Raw genomic sequence first — 15,693 nt, 5'->3', positions numbered from 1 at the left:
GGGCTGCGAAGCGGCCCCAATGCATCTGCTGCGCAGCCGAGCGGGAGCAAGCTCCCTCGCCACACTGGTCCTAAAGCCCTTCGATCAAGTCCCGATAGTCCCCCAGCGCGTCAAACTCCCCCGTGTCCTTCGGCCCCTTGCGGCTATCCGGCTCGCTGACGGCCAGCAGGTGCGCCACGCCAAAGTCCCGGGCGCTGCGCAGCACCGGCAGGGTGTCGTCGATGAACAGGCTGCGGGCCGGGTCGAAATTCAGGTCCGCTTGCAATGCATCCCAGAATTGCGGGTTTTCCTTGGGAAAACCGTAGTCGTGGGAACTGATCAAACGGTCGAAGTAGGGGGCCAGCTCGATGCGCTCCAACTTCAAGGACAACGAATCGCGGTGGGCATTGGTGATCATCACCACGCGTTTGCCGGCCTGCTGGATCGCCGCCAGGAAGGTATCGGCGTCCGGGCGCAAGGCGATCAGGTGAGCGGTCTCCAACTTCAGTTCGCGCACCGGCAGTTTCAGCTCGGCGCTCCAGAAATCCAGGCAATACCATTGCAACTGGCCGGCGTTGCGCTCGAACAGCGGCTGCAGCTCCATCTCGGCCATCGCCCGGCTCACGCCATGCAGGTCGGCGTAGCGCTGGGGCAGGTGTTCGAGCCAGAAATGGTTGTCGTAATGCAGGTCCAGCAGGGTGCCGTCCATGTCCAGCAGAACCGTATCGATCTCATGCCAGGGCAGCAAGGCCATAAAACTTCTCCAGCGGTAATCGGATATCCGACACAAACAATCAGAATAGGCCGGGTATAGTAGCCCGCTATCGCCCAGGGAGCCGTTTATGCGCCAGAAACCCACCATACTCGATCGCCGGATCGTCGCGACCAGCCGCCTGTTCTGTGTGGAAGAACTGAAATTGCGGTTTTCCAACGGTGTGGAGCGCACCTATGAGCGTCTGGCGAGCAAGGGTGCAGGCTACGGCGCGGTGATGATCGTGGCGATGCTCGACGCCGACCATGCGGTGCTGGTGGAAGAGTATTGCGGTGGCACCGACGCTTACGAAATGTCCCTGCCCAAGGGCTTGATCGAGCCAGGGGAAGATGTGCTGGCGGCGGCCGAGCGGGAGCTCAAGGAAGAGGCCGGTTTCGGTGCGAGACAGTTAGAGCACTTGACCGAGTTGTCGCTGTCCCCTGGCTACATGAGCCAGAAGATCCAGGTGGTGCTGGCGACCGATCTATATGAGGAACGGCTGGAGGGCGACGAGCCCGAGCCGATGCGCGTGGACAAGGTCAACCTGCGCGAGCTGTCGGCCCTGGCGCAGAATCCGCAATTCACCGAGGGCCGGGCCTTGGCGGCGTTGTATCTGGCCCGTGACCTGCTGACCCAACGTGGAGCGTTCCTGTCATGACATTTCCTCATTCGCTGATGGCCCCGGTGGTCGAGCTGGCGCTCAAGGCCGGCGAGGCGATCCTGCCGTTCTGGCGCGCCAACGTGTTGGTCAACCATAAGGCCGACGAGTCGCCGGTGACCGCCGCCGATATGGCGGCTCATGATGTAATCGTGGCCGGGTTGGCGGCGCTGGCCCCGGAAATCCCAATCCTTTCCGAAGAAGACGCCGATATTGCCCAAAGTGTGCGGGTCGGTTGGCAACGCTGGTGGTTGGTGGACCCGCTGGATGGCACCAAGGAGTTCATTTCCGGCAGCGAAGAGTTCACCGTCAACATCGCTTTGGTGGAACAGGGCCGCGTGGTGTTCGGGGTGGTGTCGATGCCCACCAATGGTCGCTTCTACGTGGGGGGCGCAGGGCTGGGTGCCTGGCGTGGTGACAAGGGGGGCGTACCTTTGCCTATCGCGGTGCGTGACGGTTTGGCGCCAGGCGAGGCGTTCACCGTGGTCGCCAGTCGCCGGCACACCAGTCCGGAGCAGGAGCGCCTACTCAATGGTTTGAGCGCGAGCCTGGGCGAGTTGCAACTGATCAGTATTGGCAGCTCGTTGAAGTTTTGCCTGGTGGCCGAAGGCGCGGCGGATTGTTATCCACGGCTGGCGCCGACCTCCCAGTGGGACACCGCCGCCGCCCAGGGGGTATTGGAAGGTGCGGGAGGCGCGGTGCTGGACTTGAGCGGCGAAGCGTTCTGTTACCCACCGCGTGAGTCGCTGTTAAATACGTCGTTCCTGGCGTTGCCGGCGAAAGCGGCGTGGCGTGGGAAGCTGTTGGAGCTTGCTCGTTCCTGAACCCTATCTGATTCTTGTGGCAAAAGCTTTTTGTCTGGCAAGAGTGCTTTTTGTGGCGAGGGAGCTTGCTCCCGCTGGGTTGCGAAGCAGCCCCTGCTTTTGCGGTTGCTGCGCAACCGAGCGGGAGCAAGCTCCCTTGCCACAGGGGCTACCCACCCTCCAATCCAGGTCACAGGGGCTACCCACCCCTACAATCCAAGCCATGTGCTGTTTTAGCGGTGCAACACGTATTGCCCCTCGAACTGTACAGCCACGTCCTCGCTCCCGCTGTTCATTACCTGGGTCTGCAAGGCCAGCCGCGCCCGTCCGTAACGCCGGTAGGTGGACAGGAAGCGTTTCCAGGGCTTTTCCTCAGGCGCTTGGCAGACGACAGTCGCATCGCGGGTCACCGGCAACGGATAACTGATCTGCCCTTCCTGAATCACGATATGCCCGTCTTCAATGCCTTCCTCGCGCAAGGCCAGGTGCAGCCAGCCCCAGCCGCCGAGTACGGCGCCGCAATACAGGCTGCCGCCGAACATGGTGCTCTTGTGGTTGACGTTGGCCGCCAGCGGCAAGGACAGGCGCAGTTGTCGGGCCTGCCAGTCGAGCACCTTGAGGCCCATGTCCCGGGTCAAGGGGATGTCGTGGTGCAGGATCGATTCCAGGTAACGACTGTCGCGGTTCATTGCGGGGCCTTTTGCTTGAAAGAAAAATAACGATAACTCAATCGGACTCATCGGCCGAACCGTGGCCGCTGTCGCCGAAGGTCAGGCCATGCTTGCGCAACTTGTCGTGCAGGGTCTTGCGGGGAATGCCCAAGGCCTCGGCCAGGCTGCGCACCGAGCTGTGGGGGCGGGCCAGTTCGGCGGCGATGAGGGTTTTCTCGAAGTTCTCCACCTGCTCGCTCAAGCCGCCGCTGACCAGTTCCACCGGTGCGCCAGGGTTGCCGTCGGGCGCGCTGTTGTCCAGGGCCAGTTCCAGGCCCAGGGCAAAGCGCTCGGCGGCGTTCTGCAGTTCTCGCACATTGCCCGGCCAGCTGTGGCGCAGCAGCAATGCCCGGTGCGCCGGCTGCAATTCGTGGGGCGGCAGGCCATGTCGGGCACTGGCTTCGTTGGCGAAATGCTGGAACAGCATCAGCGCATCCTCGCCCCGTTCGCGCAACGGCGGTATGCGCAGCGGCGCGACGTTGAGGCGGTAATACAGGTCGGCGCGAAAACGCCCCTGGTCGGCGGCCTGGCGCAGGTCTTCCTTGGTCGCGGCGATCACGCGGATATCCAGCGGGATCTGTTGATTGCCCCCCAGCCGCTCCACCATGCGCTCTTGCAACAGACGCAGCAGCTTGACCTGGACATCCAGGCTCATGCTTTCGATTTCATCGAGGAACAGCGTGCCGCCATTGGCGAACTCGAACTTGCCGATGCGGCGTTTCTGCGCGCCGGTAAACGCGCCGGGTTCGTGGCCGAACAGCTCGCTTTCCACCACCGACTCGGCCAGTGCCCCGGCGTTGATCGCCACGAAGGGGCCGTTGCGTCGGCCGGAGAGGTCGTGCAAGGCACGGGCGACCACTTCTTTGCCGGCGCCGGTCTCACCGAGGATCAGTACGTCGGCGCGGGTGGCGGCCAACGCGCCGATCTGCTCGCGCAGGCGCAGCATCGGTGTCGATTGGCCGACCAGGCGGGCGCTGAGTTCGTGGCGATCGCTGAGGGCCAGGCGCAGGCTGCGGTTGTCCAGTACCAGGCGGCGCAAGGCCAGGGCGCGGCGTACGCTGTCGAGCAGATGATCGCTGGCGAACGGTTTTTCCAAGAAGTCGTAGGCGCCGGCGCGCATCGCCTGCACCGCCAGCGGCACGTCGCCGTGGCCGGTGATCAGCAGCACCGGCAGCTCTGAGTCCTGGGCGTGGAGTTCGCTCAGCAATTCGAGGCCGTCCATGCCCGGCATGCGAATATCACTGACCACCACCCCCGGCCAGTCACGGGGCAGTTGCGCGGCCACGCCCTTGGCTTCGGCCAGGGGCAGGATTTTCAGGCCGGCCAGGTCGAGGGTCTGGCTCAAGGCCTGACGCAAATGGGGATCGTCGTCGATCAGCACCACCTCAATCCGGTTGTCGATGGTCATACACTTCGGTCCTCGGACGGTTGCAGGCTCACCCCGGGCGCGCCGGCGCGCAGCTTCAAGGTAATCAGGGCGCCGCCTTCCTTGTGGTTGGCGAACGACAGTTCGCCGCCAAAGGCGCGCATCAGGGTGTCGCAGATCGCCAGCCCCAGGCCAAGGCCCTGGGTGCGCGTCTTGGTGGTGTAGAAGGGTTCGCCGGCGCGGCCCAGGGCCTCCATGCAAAACCCCGGGCCGTTATCGCGGATGTACAGGTTGACGCCGGTTTCGGTGGCCTGGGCACTGAGCCAGAGTTTGCGCGGCGGGCCTTTCTCGGTGAGCGCATCGAGAGCGTTGGCCAGCAGGTTGCCGAGCACCTGGCGCAAGCGGGTTTCGCCGGCCTCGACCCACAGCGTGGCAGCCGGCAAGTCGCGGATCAGTTCCACTTCCATGCTGCGCCGGCGTTTGGCGAGCAGGGCCAAGGCATCGTCCAGCGCCGGCTGCAGGGCGACGCTTTCTGGGGCATGGCGGTCGCGGCGGGCGAAGGCGCGCAGGTGGGCGATGATCGACGCCATGCGCCCGGTCAGTTCGCTGATCAGCTTGAGGTTGCCCCGGGCGTCGTCGGTGCGTTGGTGGTCGAGCAAAATCTCGGCGTTTTCCGCGTAGCTGCGAATCGCCGCCAATGGCTGGTTGAGCTCGTGGCTAATGCTCGCCGACATGGTGCCCAAGGCCGATAGCTTACCGGCCTGCACCAAGTCATCCTGGGCGCGGACCAACTCCTGCTGGGCCTGTTCGCGCTCCAGCACTTCCTGCTTCAACCGTCGGTTCAGCCCTTCCAGGTCACTGGTACGCTCGGCCACCCGGCCCTCCAGCTCCTGGCGGGCCTTGGCTTCGAAGGCGATCCGATCCAGGTAATGGCGCCTGCGTTGCATCATCAATCCGAGCAACAACATCAAGACCAGCAAGGCCGCGCCACCGATGGCAACCACGGTGCGCACCGGACGGTCGATCAGCGTGCGGGGGGCGAGGATGCTCACGCTCCAGCCGGTTTCTTCGATCGATTGGGTCTGGGTCAGCCAGGCGTTGGCATCCAGGTTCAGCGGCTTGGGATCGCGGGTTGGATAAGGTTGTACCGCGCTGATGGCCTTGCGCTCGTCGTCGCTGAGCGGCCGGGTCGCGCGAAAGCGCCATTCCTGGCGCGACGTGAGAATGACCACGCCATTGTGGTCGGTCACCAGCAACTGTTCCGGAGTCTTGCCCCACAGGCTTTCGGTGTGGTCGAGGTCGACCTTGACCACCAGCACGCCGATGACTTTTTCGCGGTCGTGCACGGCGGCCGCGAAGAAATAACCGCGCTTGGCCGACGTCGTGCCCAAGCCGAAGAAACGCCCCAGGCGTCCGGCCATGGCTTCGATGAAGTACGGCCGGAAGGCGAAATTGCGCCCGACGAAACTGTCATGTTTGTCCCAGTTCGACGCGGCCAGGGTCTTGCCGGAAGGGTCCATCAGGTACATGACTTCGGCGCCGGTCTGGGCGCTGATGTTTTTCAGCAGCCGGTTGGCGTTGCCTTGGGTCACGCCATCGTCCGGGGTCGACAAGGCGGCGCGCAAGGCCGGCAGCTCGCCGAGGATCTGTGGCAACACTTCATAGCGGTGCAGGGTGCCCAGCAGGTTGGCGACGTAAAGGTCCAGGGTCTGGCGGTTCTGGCCGGCCAGTTCGCTGCGGTAATAACGTTCGGCCAGGTGCTCCAACGGCCACAGCAACGGCGCCAGGCACAGCGCGAGCAAGGCCAGGCTGCGCCAACGGGGTCTGCGGGGAAGGGTGGAATTCATGAGCATGGGGCGCCTGTGGTGACAGGCGTATTATGCCTAGTTGCCTCGCAAATACTATTTGTAAGGCCTTACCAGACTTGTCCGGCCAGACACTGCTGCAACGCGCTTCGCCAGTCGGGCTGGCTCACCGCCCATTCCTTGGACAGGCGGCTGCAATCGAGGCGCGAGTTCAACGGTCGAGGGGCCGGCGTCGGGTAGTCGCTGGACGCAATGGGCTCCAGTCGTGCACACGGCTTGTGTCGCTCGAGCAGGTTTTCGCCGATGGCCTGGGCGAAACCGAACCAGGACGTCTCCCCCCGGGCTGTCAGGTGATAGGTGCCCCAGGCGCCGGGGTGGCCGGTCTGCCAACGCTCGATCAGTTGCGCGGTGCTGTCGGCAATGGTGTCGGCCCACGTGGGTGCACCGATCTGATCGGCCACCACCCGCAGCTGCGGTTTTTCCTGCAACAGGCGCTGCATGGTCAACAGGAAATTGCGCCCTTCGGTGGAGTACACCCAACTGGTGCGCAGGATCAGGTGCTGGCCGCCCGCCTGGCGGATGGCATTTTCGCCGGCCAGTTTGCTGCGCCCGTAGACACTCAGCGGGTTGGGCGTGTCGTCCTCGGTGTAGGGGGTGGGCTTGAGGCCATCGAAGACGTAGTCGGTGGAGTAGTGAATCAACGGGATGCCCAGTTCAGCCGCTGCCTGGGCCAGGATGCCCGGCGCCGTCGCATTGATGGCGAACGCCCGTTCCGGCTCGCTCTCAGCCTGGTCGACGGCCGTGTGGGCGGCGGCATTGATGATCAGGCCGGGTTTCAGGGCCTTGATGGGGGCGCGCAGGGAATCCGCCTGCGCCAGGTCAAGCTGGTCGCTGCCGCATATGAGCAACTCGCCCATGCCGCTCAGGCGCGACTGGAGCGTTCGGGAAACCTGGCCATTGCGGCCGATGATCAGGATGCGCAAGGAAGTACTCATGGGAACAGGTCTGCCTCGTACAAGGCCTTGCCGTTCTGGTCCTTGGCCGAGAGGATCGGCGCGCCGTCCAGTTCCCAATCGATGCCCAGTTGCGGGTCGTTCCAGCGGATGCAGCGTTCGGCCGCGGGGGCGTAGTAATCGGTGGTCTTGTAGAGGAAGTCCGCCGACTCGCTCAGCACGACGAAACCGTGGGCGAAGCCTGGCGGCACCCACAGTTGCCGATGATTCTGCGCCGACAGACGAACACCCGCCCATTGGCCGAAGGTCGGCGAGCTGCGGCGGATGTCCACCGCGACATCCAGCACTTCCCCGGCCGTGACGCGAACCAGTTTCCCCTGGGCCTTTTCGATCTGGTAGTGCAGGCCACGCAGCACGCCCCGGGTGGAGCGGGAATGGTTGTCCTGGACGAACTGCAAGTTGCAGCCGGTCGCCTCGGCAAACGCCCGGGCATTGAAGCTTTCGTAGAAAAAACCCCGGTCGTCGCCGAAGACTTTCGGTTCGATGATCAAGACGTCCGGCAAACGGGTGGCGATGACGTTCAACGTGTTTCTCCGGCGATCTTGAACAGGTACTGGCCGTAGCCGGTCTTGCCAAAATACTGGGCGCGCTCAAGGATGTGCTCGCGGCTGACCCAACCTTGCTGGTAGGCAATTTCTTCCAGGCATGCCACTTTCAGGCCTTGGCGATGTTCGATGGTCTGTACGTATTGCGAGGCTTCCAGCAGGCTGTCGTGGGTGCCGGTGTCCAGCCAGGCGAAACCACGGCCGAAGCGCTCGACGTGCAGGTCGCCGCGTTTCAGGTACGCATTGTTGACGTCGGTGATTTCCAGTTCGCCGCGTTTGGATGGCTTGATGGCCTTGGCGATCTCGATCACATCGTTGTCGTAGAAATACAGGCCGGTCACCGCGTAGCTGGATTTGGGTGCGGTGGGTTTTTCTTCGATGGACATCGCCCGCCCTTCCGGATCGAAGTCGATCACGCCAAAACGCTCAGGGTCCTTGACCCAGTAGCCGAACACCGTGGCGCCACTCGGGCGGTTGATGGCGGTCTGCAGTTGCTCGCCAAAATACTGACCGTGGAAAATGTTGTCGCCCAGGATCAGGCACACCGAGTCGTCGCCAATGAATTCCTCGCCGATCAGGAACGCCTGGGCCAGACCATCGGGCGTCGGCTGCTCGGCATAGCTGAAATTCACACCAAACTGTTGACCGTCGCCCAACAGGTTGCGGTATTGCGGCAGATCCTGAGGGGTGGAAATAATCAGGATGTCCTTGATGCCTGCGAGCATCAGCACCGAGATCGGGTAATAGATCATCGGTTTGTCATAAATCGGCAAGAGCTGCTTGGAAACCCCGAGGGTAATCGGGTGCAGGCGGGTGCCGGAACCGCCGGCCAGGACAATGCCTTTCATCATGCAATTGCATCCTTGTTGTCGAGCGAGCCCAGGCGCTCGCCCTGGTAACTGCCGTCCTGGACCCGTTGGCACCACAGCAGGTTTTCCAGATACCACTGCACCGTCTTGCGCAGCCCGGTCTCGAAGGTTTCTTGAGGTGTCCAGCCCAGTTCCCGTTCGATCTTGCTGGCGTCGATGGCGTAGCGCAGGTCATGGCCGGGGCGGTCCTGGACGAAGCTGATCAGGTCGGCATAGTGCTCGACGCCTTCGGGTTTACGTGGCGCCAGCTCTTCGAGCAACGCGCAGATGCTGCGCACCACGTCGATGTTTTTTTGTTCGTTGTGCCCGCCAATGTTGTACGTCTCGCCGATTACGCCCTGGGTGACGACTTTGAGCAGCGCACGGGCATGGTCTTCGACGAACAGCCAGTCGCGCACTTGCTGGCCGTTGCCGTAGACCGGCAGCGGTTTACCGGCCAGCGCATTGAGAATCACCAGGGGGATCAACTTCTCGGGGAAGTGAAACGGCCCATAGTTGTTCGAGCAGTTGGTCAACAGTACGGGCAAGCCGTAGGTGCGTTGCCAGGCGCGGACCAGATGATCGGACGCCGCCTTGCTCGCCGAATACGGTGAACTTGGGGCATAGGCTGTGGTTTCGGTGAACAGGTCGTCCACGCCGTGCAAGTCGCCGTACACTTCATCGGTGGAGATGTGGTGAAAGCGAAACGCGCGCTTCTGCGGTTCGGCCAAAGCCTGCCAATACGCCCGGGTGGCTTCCAGCAGGCTGTAGGTGCCCACGATGTTGGTCTGGATGAAGTCCGCCGGGCCATCGATGGAGCGGTCCACATGGGACTCGGCCGCCAAGTGCATGATGGCGTCAGGTTGGAATCGCGCCAGCACCGCACTGACAGCCGCTTGATCCACTATATCGGCCTGGACGAATTCGTAGCGGCTGTCGTGATCGATGCTGCTCAGCGATTCGAGATTGCCGGCGTAGGTCAGCTTGTCGAGGTTCAGGACAAGGTGCTCGGTATCGAGAATCAAATGCCGTATGAGCGCCGAGCCGATGAAGCCAGCACCGCCAGTGATGAGAATGCGCATCGGGTAAGCCTTTTTCCGTGGAACGACAAAGCACAGGAGCATAGCTTGTCGGCATGGCGGGAGCGGTGCAAGCGAATATCCCACAGGCAGACCCTCCTAAACAGCTTCCCAGGAGGGCTGTGCATATTTTTGAACAGGAGGGGTTGCTTATCCCTCGGCTCAGTGGCGAGATAGGCATCCGAACAAAACCACCTCAGGGGTCCTTGTATGCCACTCGCTACGTTGGTTCACCGCGCCAGTTTGCCAAGCCCACAGATCAGCGCCGAGCAAGCGCTGGTACTGCTGCGCTCGAATTACGGACTCAGCGGCGACCTGCGACCCCTTGGCAGCAACCAGGACCTCAACTACCGCGTCGACAGCGAGCGCGGGCGCTTTGTGTTGAAAATTTGCCACGGTGACTACGCTGTCCAGGAAATCCAGGCCCAACATGCCGCCCTCAAGCACTTGGCCGGACACGACGGGGTGAAAGTGCCGCGGGTCATTGCGGCGATTAGCGGCCAGGATCTGCTGACCTTGGACGTCGACGGCCAGGCGATTCACATGCGTCTGCTGGAATACATCGACGGCCAGTCTCTCACGCAGCTCAAGCACCTGACGCCCGAGCTGGTGACAGGCCTGGGCCGCCTGTGCGCGGAAATGGACCTGACCTTGGCGACATTCGACCACCCGGGCCTGGAGCGCACCCTGCAATGGGACGCGCGCCATGCCCCGGCCCTGGTCGATTACCTGTTGCCCGTCATCGAGGATGAACAGCGGCGTCATCAGGTCGCCGAGGTCGCGCAACAGGCCGAACGGCGCTTGCAGCCGCTCAAGGCCAGCCTGCCGGTGCAGGCGATCCACATGGACATCACCGATGATAATGTGGTCTGGCAGCGCGATGCCCAGCGCCAATGGCAATTGCAAGGCGTTATCGATTTTGGCGACCTGATCCGTACCTGGCGCATTACTGACTTGTCGGTGACGTGCGCAGCCCTGCTGCATCACGCCGACGGCGATCCGTTCTTTATCTTGCCGGCGATCAAGGCCTACCACGCGATCAACCCCTTGCAGCACCAGGAACTGTTGGCGCTGTGGCCGCTGATCGTGGCGCGCGCCGCAGTGCTGGTGCTCAGCGGTGAGCAGCAGGTTTCCATCGACCCGGACAACCAATACAGCCGCGACAACCTGGCCCATGAGTGGGAGATTTTCCGCGTCGCCCACTCGGTGCCCTTCGAACTGATGGAAGCGGCGATTCTCACTGCCGTCGGCCACAGCCTGCCGGCCATTGCCAGCGAGGGCTTTGCGCCGCTGTTGCCGACCCTGGTAGGGCGTGAGTTCGCCCTGATCGACCTGGGAGTGCTGAGCCCGCATTTCGAGGCCGGCAACTGGGAGCAGCCGGGAATCGACCAGCGCCTACTGGATGAAGCCGCCGGTGTTCATGGTCTGGCGGCCAGCCGCTATGGGCAGTACCGCTTGTCTCGCACCCGGCCGGACAGCGCCGTCGAACCCGACACTTATCCCTTGCACGTGGCGTTGAGTGTGCCTCGGGGAACGCCGCTCGAATCTCCGTTCGCCGGGGTTGTGCACAAGTCCGCCGATGGCATGTTGCAATTGGACAGTACACAGTTGAGCGTGCGGTTGTGGGGCGTGACGTCGCCGCTGCAGTCCGGCGCGGCGCTGGTCAAGGGACAAGTGCTGGGCGAAGTGACGGGGTCGTTGTGTGTCCAGTTGTGCCGGGGCGCCCAAGTGAATCCGCCACTGTTCTGCACGCCTTCCAGGGCCCTGGCCTGGCAGGCGCTGTGCCCTTCGCCGGCGGTGTTGCTGGGGCTGGCGTGCGATGCCGAGCCAGAGATCGATCCCGAGGTACTGCTGGCTCGTCGCGATGCGAGCTTTGCCCGTTCACAGAAACACTATTACGTCGATCCGCCGCGCATCGAGCGGGGCTGGCGCAACCATTTGATCGACATGCAAGGGCGCTCGTACCTGGACATGCTCAACAACGTCGCCGTGCTGGGCCATGGTCATCCACGCATGGCGGCCGTGGCTGCCCGGCAATGGTCGCTGCTCAATACCAACTCGCGTTTCCACTATGCGGCGATCGCCGAGTTTTCCGAGCGCCTGCTGGCGCTGTCGCCCTCCAACATGGACCGAGTGTTCCTGGTCAACAGCGGCACCGAGGCCAACGATCTGGCGATCCGCCTGGCCTGGGCCTACAGCGGCGGACGGGACATGCTCAGCGTGCTGGAGGCCTATCACGGCTGGTCAGTAGCGGCCGATGCGGTATCGACCTCCATCGCCGACAACCCCCAGGCCCTGAGCAGTCGCCCGGACTGGGTGCATCCGGTGACAGCGCCGAACACCTATCGCGGCGAATTCCGTGGCCCCGACAGCGCGCCGGATTACGTGCGCAGCGTCGAACACAACCTGGCGAAAATTGCCGAGAGCAAACGCCAACTGGCCGGTTTCATCTGCGAGCCGGTGTACGGCAACGCCGGTGGGATCGCACTGCCGCCCGGTTACCTGAAGCAGGTCTACGCGATGGTGCGCGAGCGCGGTGGGGTCTGCATCGCCGACGAGGTGCAGGTCGGTTACGGGCGCATGGGCGAGTTCTTCTGGGGTTTCGAAGAGCAAGGCGTGGTGCCGGACATCATCACCATGGCCAAGGGCATGGGCAACGGCCAGCCGCTGGGCGCGGTCATCACTCGCCGGGAAATCGCCGAGGCGCTGGAGGCCGAGGGGTATTTCTTCTCGTCGGCCGGCGGCAGCCCGGTCAGTTGCCAGATCGGCATGGCGGTGCTGGATGTCATGGAGGAGGACAATCTCTGGGAAAACGCCCGGGTGGTGGGCGGGCATTTCAAAGCTCGACTGGAGGCCTTGATCGATCAGTATCCGTTGGTCGGTGCGGTGCACGGCTCTGGGTTCTACCTGGGTGTGGAGCTGATCCGCGACCGCGATACTCTGGAGCCGGCCACCGAGGAAACTACGGCGCTGTGCAATCGCCTGCGGGAGCTGGGCATCTTCATGCAACCGACGGGTGACTACCTGAACATCCTCAAGATCAAACCGCCGATGGTGACTACGCGCCAGAGTGTGGATTTCTTTGTCGATATGCTGATGAAGGTATTGGACGAGGGGCTGTAATCGATCTGGAATGCCGAGCTGTGAAGCTGTATTCCCCTGTGGGAGCGGGCTTGCTCGCGAAAGCGGTGGTTCAGATGGCATTGATGCTGAATGTGCCGCCGCCTTCGCGAGCAAGCCCGCTCCCACAGGTTTTCTCGTCATAAAATCGATTTTTGTCGATGTTTTAAGAGGATTTTTGATTGCTGTCGGTTTTTGTGACTTTATTAGTCGATATTTATCGTCTATAAAGTGACCACTGCCTATCGCCCAGGAGATGACCCATGACAACGTTGCACAGCACTCCGCGCGCGGATGGTTTCCACATGCCTGCCGAATGGGCGACCCAGACCCAGGTCTGGATGATCTGGCCCGAGCGCCCGGACAACTGGCGCTTGGGCGGCAAGCCCGCACAAGCTGCCCACGTGGCGGTCGCCAAGGCCATCGCCCGTTTTGAACCGGTGACCGTGGCGGTGTCCGCGGGCCAATACGAAAATGCCCGGGCGCGCCTCGACGTGCCGAATATCCGCCTGGTGGAAATGTCCAGCGACGACGCCTGGGTCCGCGATACCGGCCCGACGTTCGTGATCAATGACAGCGGTGAAGTGCGCGGTATCGACTGGGACTTCAATGCCTGGGGCGGCTTTGACGGCGGCCTGTACGCGCCGTGGAACCGTGATTCGCAAGTGGCCGGCAAGATCCTCGAGCTCGAGCGCAGCCCGCGTTATCGCACCGAAGGTTTCGTGCTCGAGGGTGGGTCGATCCATGTGGACGGCGAAGGCACCGTGATCACCACGGAGGAGTGCCTGCTCAACCGCAATCGCAACCCGCACATGAGCCGTGAGGAGATCGAGGCGGTGCTCAGTGCGCAATTGGCCGTGGACAAGATCATCTGGCTGCCGGACGGTCTGTTCAATGACGAAACCGACGGTCATGTGGATAACTTCTGCTGCTACGTACGGCCTGGCGAAGTCCTGCTTGCCTGGACCGACGACCCGCAAAACCCGAACTACACCCGCTGCCACGCGGCGTTGGACGTGCTGCAAAACAGCACGGATGCCAAGGGGCGCTCGTTCACAGTGCATAAAATGCCGATCCCGGGGCCGTTGTATGCCACCGAAGAGGAATGCGCGGGCGTGGATGCGGTGGAAGGTTCCCAGGAACGCAACCCAACCGTGCGACTGGCCGGTTCCTATGTGAACTTCCTGATCGTCAACGGCGGCATCATTGCGCCGAGTTTTAACGACCCGCTGGATGCAACGGCCAGGGACATCCTGCAGAACCTGTTCCCGCAGCACGAAGTGGTCATGGTGCCAGGCCGCGAACTGTTACTGGGTGGCGGGAATATCCATTGCCTTACTCAACAGCAACCCGCGCCGTTCGTAAAATGAGTGGCGATGTAACAGCCTGGCGATAATGCCTGCACCGGTTCTAAGTCGCTGATTTTGGATCCATCCCGGCAAGCCCGCGGCCCGATTGGGTCGCGGGTTTTTTTGTGTCTGTTCGCCGCTGGGCATGGATACATTGGCATAGCTCTTGTATTGGATCAGCGGCAGTTCCGGGGAAGGGAGCTGAGTTGTTTTGTCATAAACCTTGGATAAATTAGCCGCTCATCAACCAGGAGAGGGCGCTGGAATGAATATGACAAGCGAGCGCACATGCCATCCCTTGGCCGTAAATGGTGAGTCGCTTCAAGCGTTGGCGCAGTGGTTGAAGTCCAATGGAACGCGTCAGATCAGGGAACCTGATCCGCGCCGGATGATCATTGAGCGCTACCCCGCTGGCCTGTTCAGCGAGGCTGAGCTGGAAGCGCTGTGGGATGTGATGCAAGGATAGAATTCGACGGATTGATAAAAAGCGCTGGCCGGGATGGCAGCGCTTTTTTTGTGTCTGCTGGTTTTCAAGCTCACCCGGATCCTTGTGGGAGCGAGCCTGCTCGCGATAGCGGTGGATCAATGCCACTGATGTCGACTGACACGCCGCCATCGCGAGCAGGCTCGCTCCCACAGGAGGTGGCGTTTCAATTCAGCGGCTATTCGCCCGATCCACGCAACACACTGAAAACCGTTCCAGCGTTTTTCCGTAGAACTGTCGAGGCTACCCTGCTGCCATCGAATCCTCATGGCTAGCGGAGTTTTCCATGACCACTCTCCATTACATCTACGACCCGCTGTGCGGTTGGTGCTACGGCGCCAAACCGCTGGTGCAGGCGGCCCAGGCCGTATTGCCAGTGATCGCCCATGGCGGCGGCATGATGACCGGCACCAATCGCCAGCAGGTCTCGCCACAATTGCGCAATTATGTGATGCCCCACGACCGGCGCATCGCCGAATACTCCGGGCAGCCTTTTGGCGAGGCCTACTTCGATGGTTTGCTGCGTGACCACAGCGCGGTGTTCGATTCGGCGCCGCCGACCGCCGCCGTCCTGGCGGCCGAACAGCTCGGCGGCCATGGCCTGGAACTGCTCGGACGGCTGCAAACCGCACACTACGTCGAAGGCCGGCGCATCGCGGACGACGTCGTCCTGCTGGAACTCGCTCAATCCATCGGCCTGCCGGCCCAGGCGTTCCTGTCGGCGTTCCGCGCGGCTGATGTGCAAAGGCATATCAAGGCCAGTCGCGCCTTGTTGGCCCAGGTTGGCGGCCAGGGCTTTCCAACCTTGGCTTTGGATCGGGATGGCCAGTTCACGCTGATCGACATCGGCCCCTGGCTGGGCAAGCCCGAGGCATTCGCCCAATGGCTGAAGCGAGCCGCGCCGGAACAAACATCTGCGCCATCGGCAAGTTGCGGTTTGGATGGTTGTTCGTTTTGATCGGTTCTTAGATGTTTTTCGCCTAATTACAGACGATTCACGAAATTGACACACTGTTGAGGGCGCGACTAGGATTCGTCCTACGCCTGTGGCTGACAGCCATGACTCTTAAATAATAAAAAGGCCCGACACGATCACTCGTGGGCGGGCCTTTTCATTATTTTCAGGAGCAAGAGTCCGAAAAAGAGCGCAAAGCGCCATTTCGGCTGCTCGTCGCGGTGCGTA

General features: G+C 62.3%; 14 protein-coding genes. 6 read left to right on the top strand and 8 right to left on the bottom strand.

What is annotated here, in order from left to right; translation table 11 throughout:
• Nucleotides 1-70: 70 nt before the first annotated feature.
• On the bottom strand, nt 71-733 hold the full coding sequence (gene yrfG, locus J3361_RS05635; protein WP_207963170.1) for a GMP/IMP nucleotidase: 663 nt from the start codon (nt 731-733) through the stop codon (nt 71-73).
• An 88-nt stretch (nt 734-821) separates the two neighbouring features.
• Here yrfG and nudE point away from each other — a divergent pair, with 88 nt between their 5' ends.
• The gene (gene nudE / locus J3361_RS05630) at nt 822-1,388 is read left to right on the top strand and encodes an ADP compounds hydrolase NudE (RefSeq protein ID WP_207963168.1); all 567 of its coding nucleotides are present in this window, start codon (nt 822-824) and stop codon (nt 1,386-1,388) included.
• The gene (gene cysQ / locus J3361_RS05625; RefSeq protein ID WP_207963166.1) at nt 1,385-2,212 is read left to right on the top strand and encodes a 3'(2'),5'-bisphosphate nucleotidase CysQ; all 828 of its coding nucleotides are present in this window, start codon (nt 1,385-1,387) and stop codon (nt 2,210-2,212) included. Before nudE ends, cysQ begins: the two co-directional genes overlap by 4 nt.
• Before the next feature lie 212 nt (nt 2,213-2,424).
• On the opposite strand, the gene J3361_RS05620 is transcribed toward cysQ, so the two are convergent.
• The 7 genes from J3361_RS05620 to rfbB form a co-directional block, all read right to left on the bottom strand.
• On the bottom strand, nt 2,425-2,880 hold the full coding sequence (locus J3361_RS05620) for a YiiD C-terminal domain-containing protein (RefSeq protein ID WP_207963164.1): 456 nt from the start codon (nt 2,878-2,880) through the stop codon (nt 2,425-2,427).
• Nucleotides 2,881-2,917: 37 nt separating this feature from the next.
• Nucleotides 2,918-4,309, bottom strand: coding sequence for a sigma-54 dependent transcriptional regulator (locus J3361_RS05615; protein ID WP_207963162.1), 1,392 nt, complete (start codon nt 4,307-4,309; stop codon nt 2,918-2,920).
• Entirely contained in the window at nt 4,306-6,114 is a 1,809-nt protein-coding gene (locus J3361_RS05610; RefSeq protein WP_207963160.1) for an ATP-binding protein, read from the bottom strand. The genes J3361_RS05615 and J3361_RS05610 overlap by 4 nt, the downstream gene beginning before the upstream one ends.
• Nucleotides 6,115-6,182: 68 nt before the next feature.
• Complete coding sequence (gene rfbD / locus J3361_RS05605; protein WP_207963158.1) at nt 6,183-7,067, bottom strand: dTDP-4-dehydrorhamnose reductase; 885 nt, start codon at nt 7,065-7,067, stop codon at nt 6,183-6,185.
• Nucleotides 7,064-7,609, bottom strand: a complete 546-nt coding sequence (gene rfbC, locus J3361_RS05600; RefSeq protein ID WP_207963157.1) for a dTDP-4-dehydrorhamnose 3,5-epimerase — start codon at nt 7,607-7,609, stop codon at nt 7,064-7,066. The genes rfbD and rfbC overlap by 4 nt, the downstream gene beginning before the upstream one ends.
• Nucleotides 7,606-8,481: a glucose-1-phosphate thymidylyltransferase RfbA gene (gene rfbA / locus J3361_RS05595; RefSeq protein WP_207963155.1), complete on the bottom strand. Its 876-nt coding sequence runs from the start codon at nt 8,479-8,481 to the stop codon at nt 7,606-7,608. The genes rfbC and rfbA overlap by 4 nt, the downstream gene beginning before the upstream one ends.
• Nucleotides 8,478-9,560: a dTDP-glucose 4,6-dehydratase gene (gene rfbB, locus J3361_RS05590; protein ID WP_207963153.1), complete on the bottom strand. Its 1,083-nt coding sequence runs from the start codon at nt 9,558-9,560 to the stop codon at nt 8,478-8,480. Before rfbB ends, rfbA begins: the two co-directional genes overlap by 4 nt.
• A gap of 207 nt (nt 9,561-9,767) precedes the next feature.
• Between rfbB and J3361_RS05585 the strand changes: the two genes are divergently transcribed.
• From J3361_RS05585 to J3361_RS05570, 4 genes are all read left to right on the top strand, one after another.
• Nucleotides 9,768-12,680 (top strand): aminotransferase, encoded by a 2,913-nt coding sequence (locus tag J3361_RS05585; protein ID WP_207963150.1) that lies wholly within the window; start codon nt 9,768-9,770, stop codon nt 12,678-12,680.
• 260 nt (nt 12,681-12,940) lie between these two features.
• Complete coding sequence (gene aguA / locus J3361_RS05580; RefSeq protein WP_207963149.1) at nt 12,941-14,047, top strand: agmatine deiminase; 1,107 nt, start codon at nt 12,941-12,943, stop codon at nt 14,045-14,047.
• 244 nt (nt 14,048-14,291) lie between these two features.
• A complete protein-coding gene (locus tag J3361_RS05575; protein WP_207963147.1) occupies nt 14,292-14,492 on the top strand; it encodes a hypothetical protein in 201 nt (66 codons plus the stop codon).
• Nucleotides 14,493-14,796: 304 nt separating this feature from the next.
• Nucleotides 14,797-15,468, top strand: coding sequence for a DsbA family protein (locus tag J3361_RS05570; protein WP_207963145.1), 672 nt, complete (start codon nt 14,797-14,799; stop codon nt 15,466-15,468).
• Nucleotides 15,469-15,693: the final 225 nt, after the last annotated feature.

This window comes from Pseudomonas sp. OA65, from assembly GCF_017498305.1.
GTDB lineage: Bacteria > Pseudomonadota > Gammaproteobacteria > Pseudomonadales > Pseudomonadaceae > Aquipseudomonas > Aquipseudomonas zanjanensis.
The sequence above is the reverse complement of the archived record's forward strand: the minus strand, read 5'-3'. Positions and strand labels throughout refer to the sequence as shown.

Coding starts and splice junctions, on each gene's coding strand:
- yrfG (WP_207963170.1), bottom strand. CDS start 733: ATGGCCTTGCTGCCCTGGCATGAGATCGATACGGTTCTGCTGGACATG.
- nudE (WP_207963168.1), top strand. CDS start 822: ATGCGCCAGAAACCCACCATACTCGATCGCCGGATCGTCGCGACCAGC.
- cysQ (WP_207963166.1), top strand. CDS start 1,385: ATGACATTTCCTCATTCGCTGATGGCCCCGGTGGTCGAGCTGGCGCTC.
- J3361_RS05620 (WP_207963164.1), bottom strand. CDS start 2,880: ATGAACCGCGACAGTCGTTACCTGGAATCGATCCTGCACCACGACATC.
- J3361_RS05615 (WP_207963162.1), bottom strand. CDS start 4,309: ATGACCATCGACAACCGGATTGAGGTGGTGCTGATCGACGACGATCCC.
- J3361_RS05610 (WP_207963160.1), bottom strand. CDS start 6,114: ATGAATTCCACCCTTCCCCGCAGACCCCGTTGGCGCAGCCTGGCCTTG.
- rfbD (WP_207963158.1), bottom strand. CDS start 7,067: ATGAGTACTTCCTTGCGCATCCTGATCATCGGCCGCAATGGCCAGGTT.
- rfbA (WP_207963155.1), bottom strand. CDS start 8,481: ATGATGAAAGGCATTGTCCTGGCCGGCGGTTCCGGCACCCGCCTGCAC.
- rfbB (WP_207963153.1), bottom strand. CDS start 9,560: ATGCGCATTCTCATCACTGGCGGTGCTGGCTTCATCGGCTCGGCGCTC.
- J3361_RS05585 (WP_207963150.1), top strand. CDS start 9,768: ATGCCACTCGCTACGTTGGTTCACCGCGCCAGTTTGCCAAGCCCACAG.
- aguA (WP_207963149.1), top strand. CDS start 12,941: ATGACAACGTTGCACAGCACTCCGCGCGCGGATGGTTTCCACATGCCT.
- J3361_RS05575 (WP_207963147.1), top strand. CDS start 14,292: ATGAATATGACAAGCGAGCGCACATGCCATCCCTTGGCCGTAAATGGT.
- J3361_RS05570 (WP_207963145.1), top strand. CDS start 14,797: ATGACCACTCTCCATTACATCTACGACCCGCTGTGCGGTTGGTGCTAC.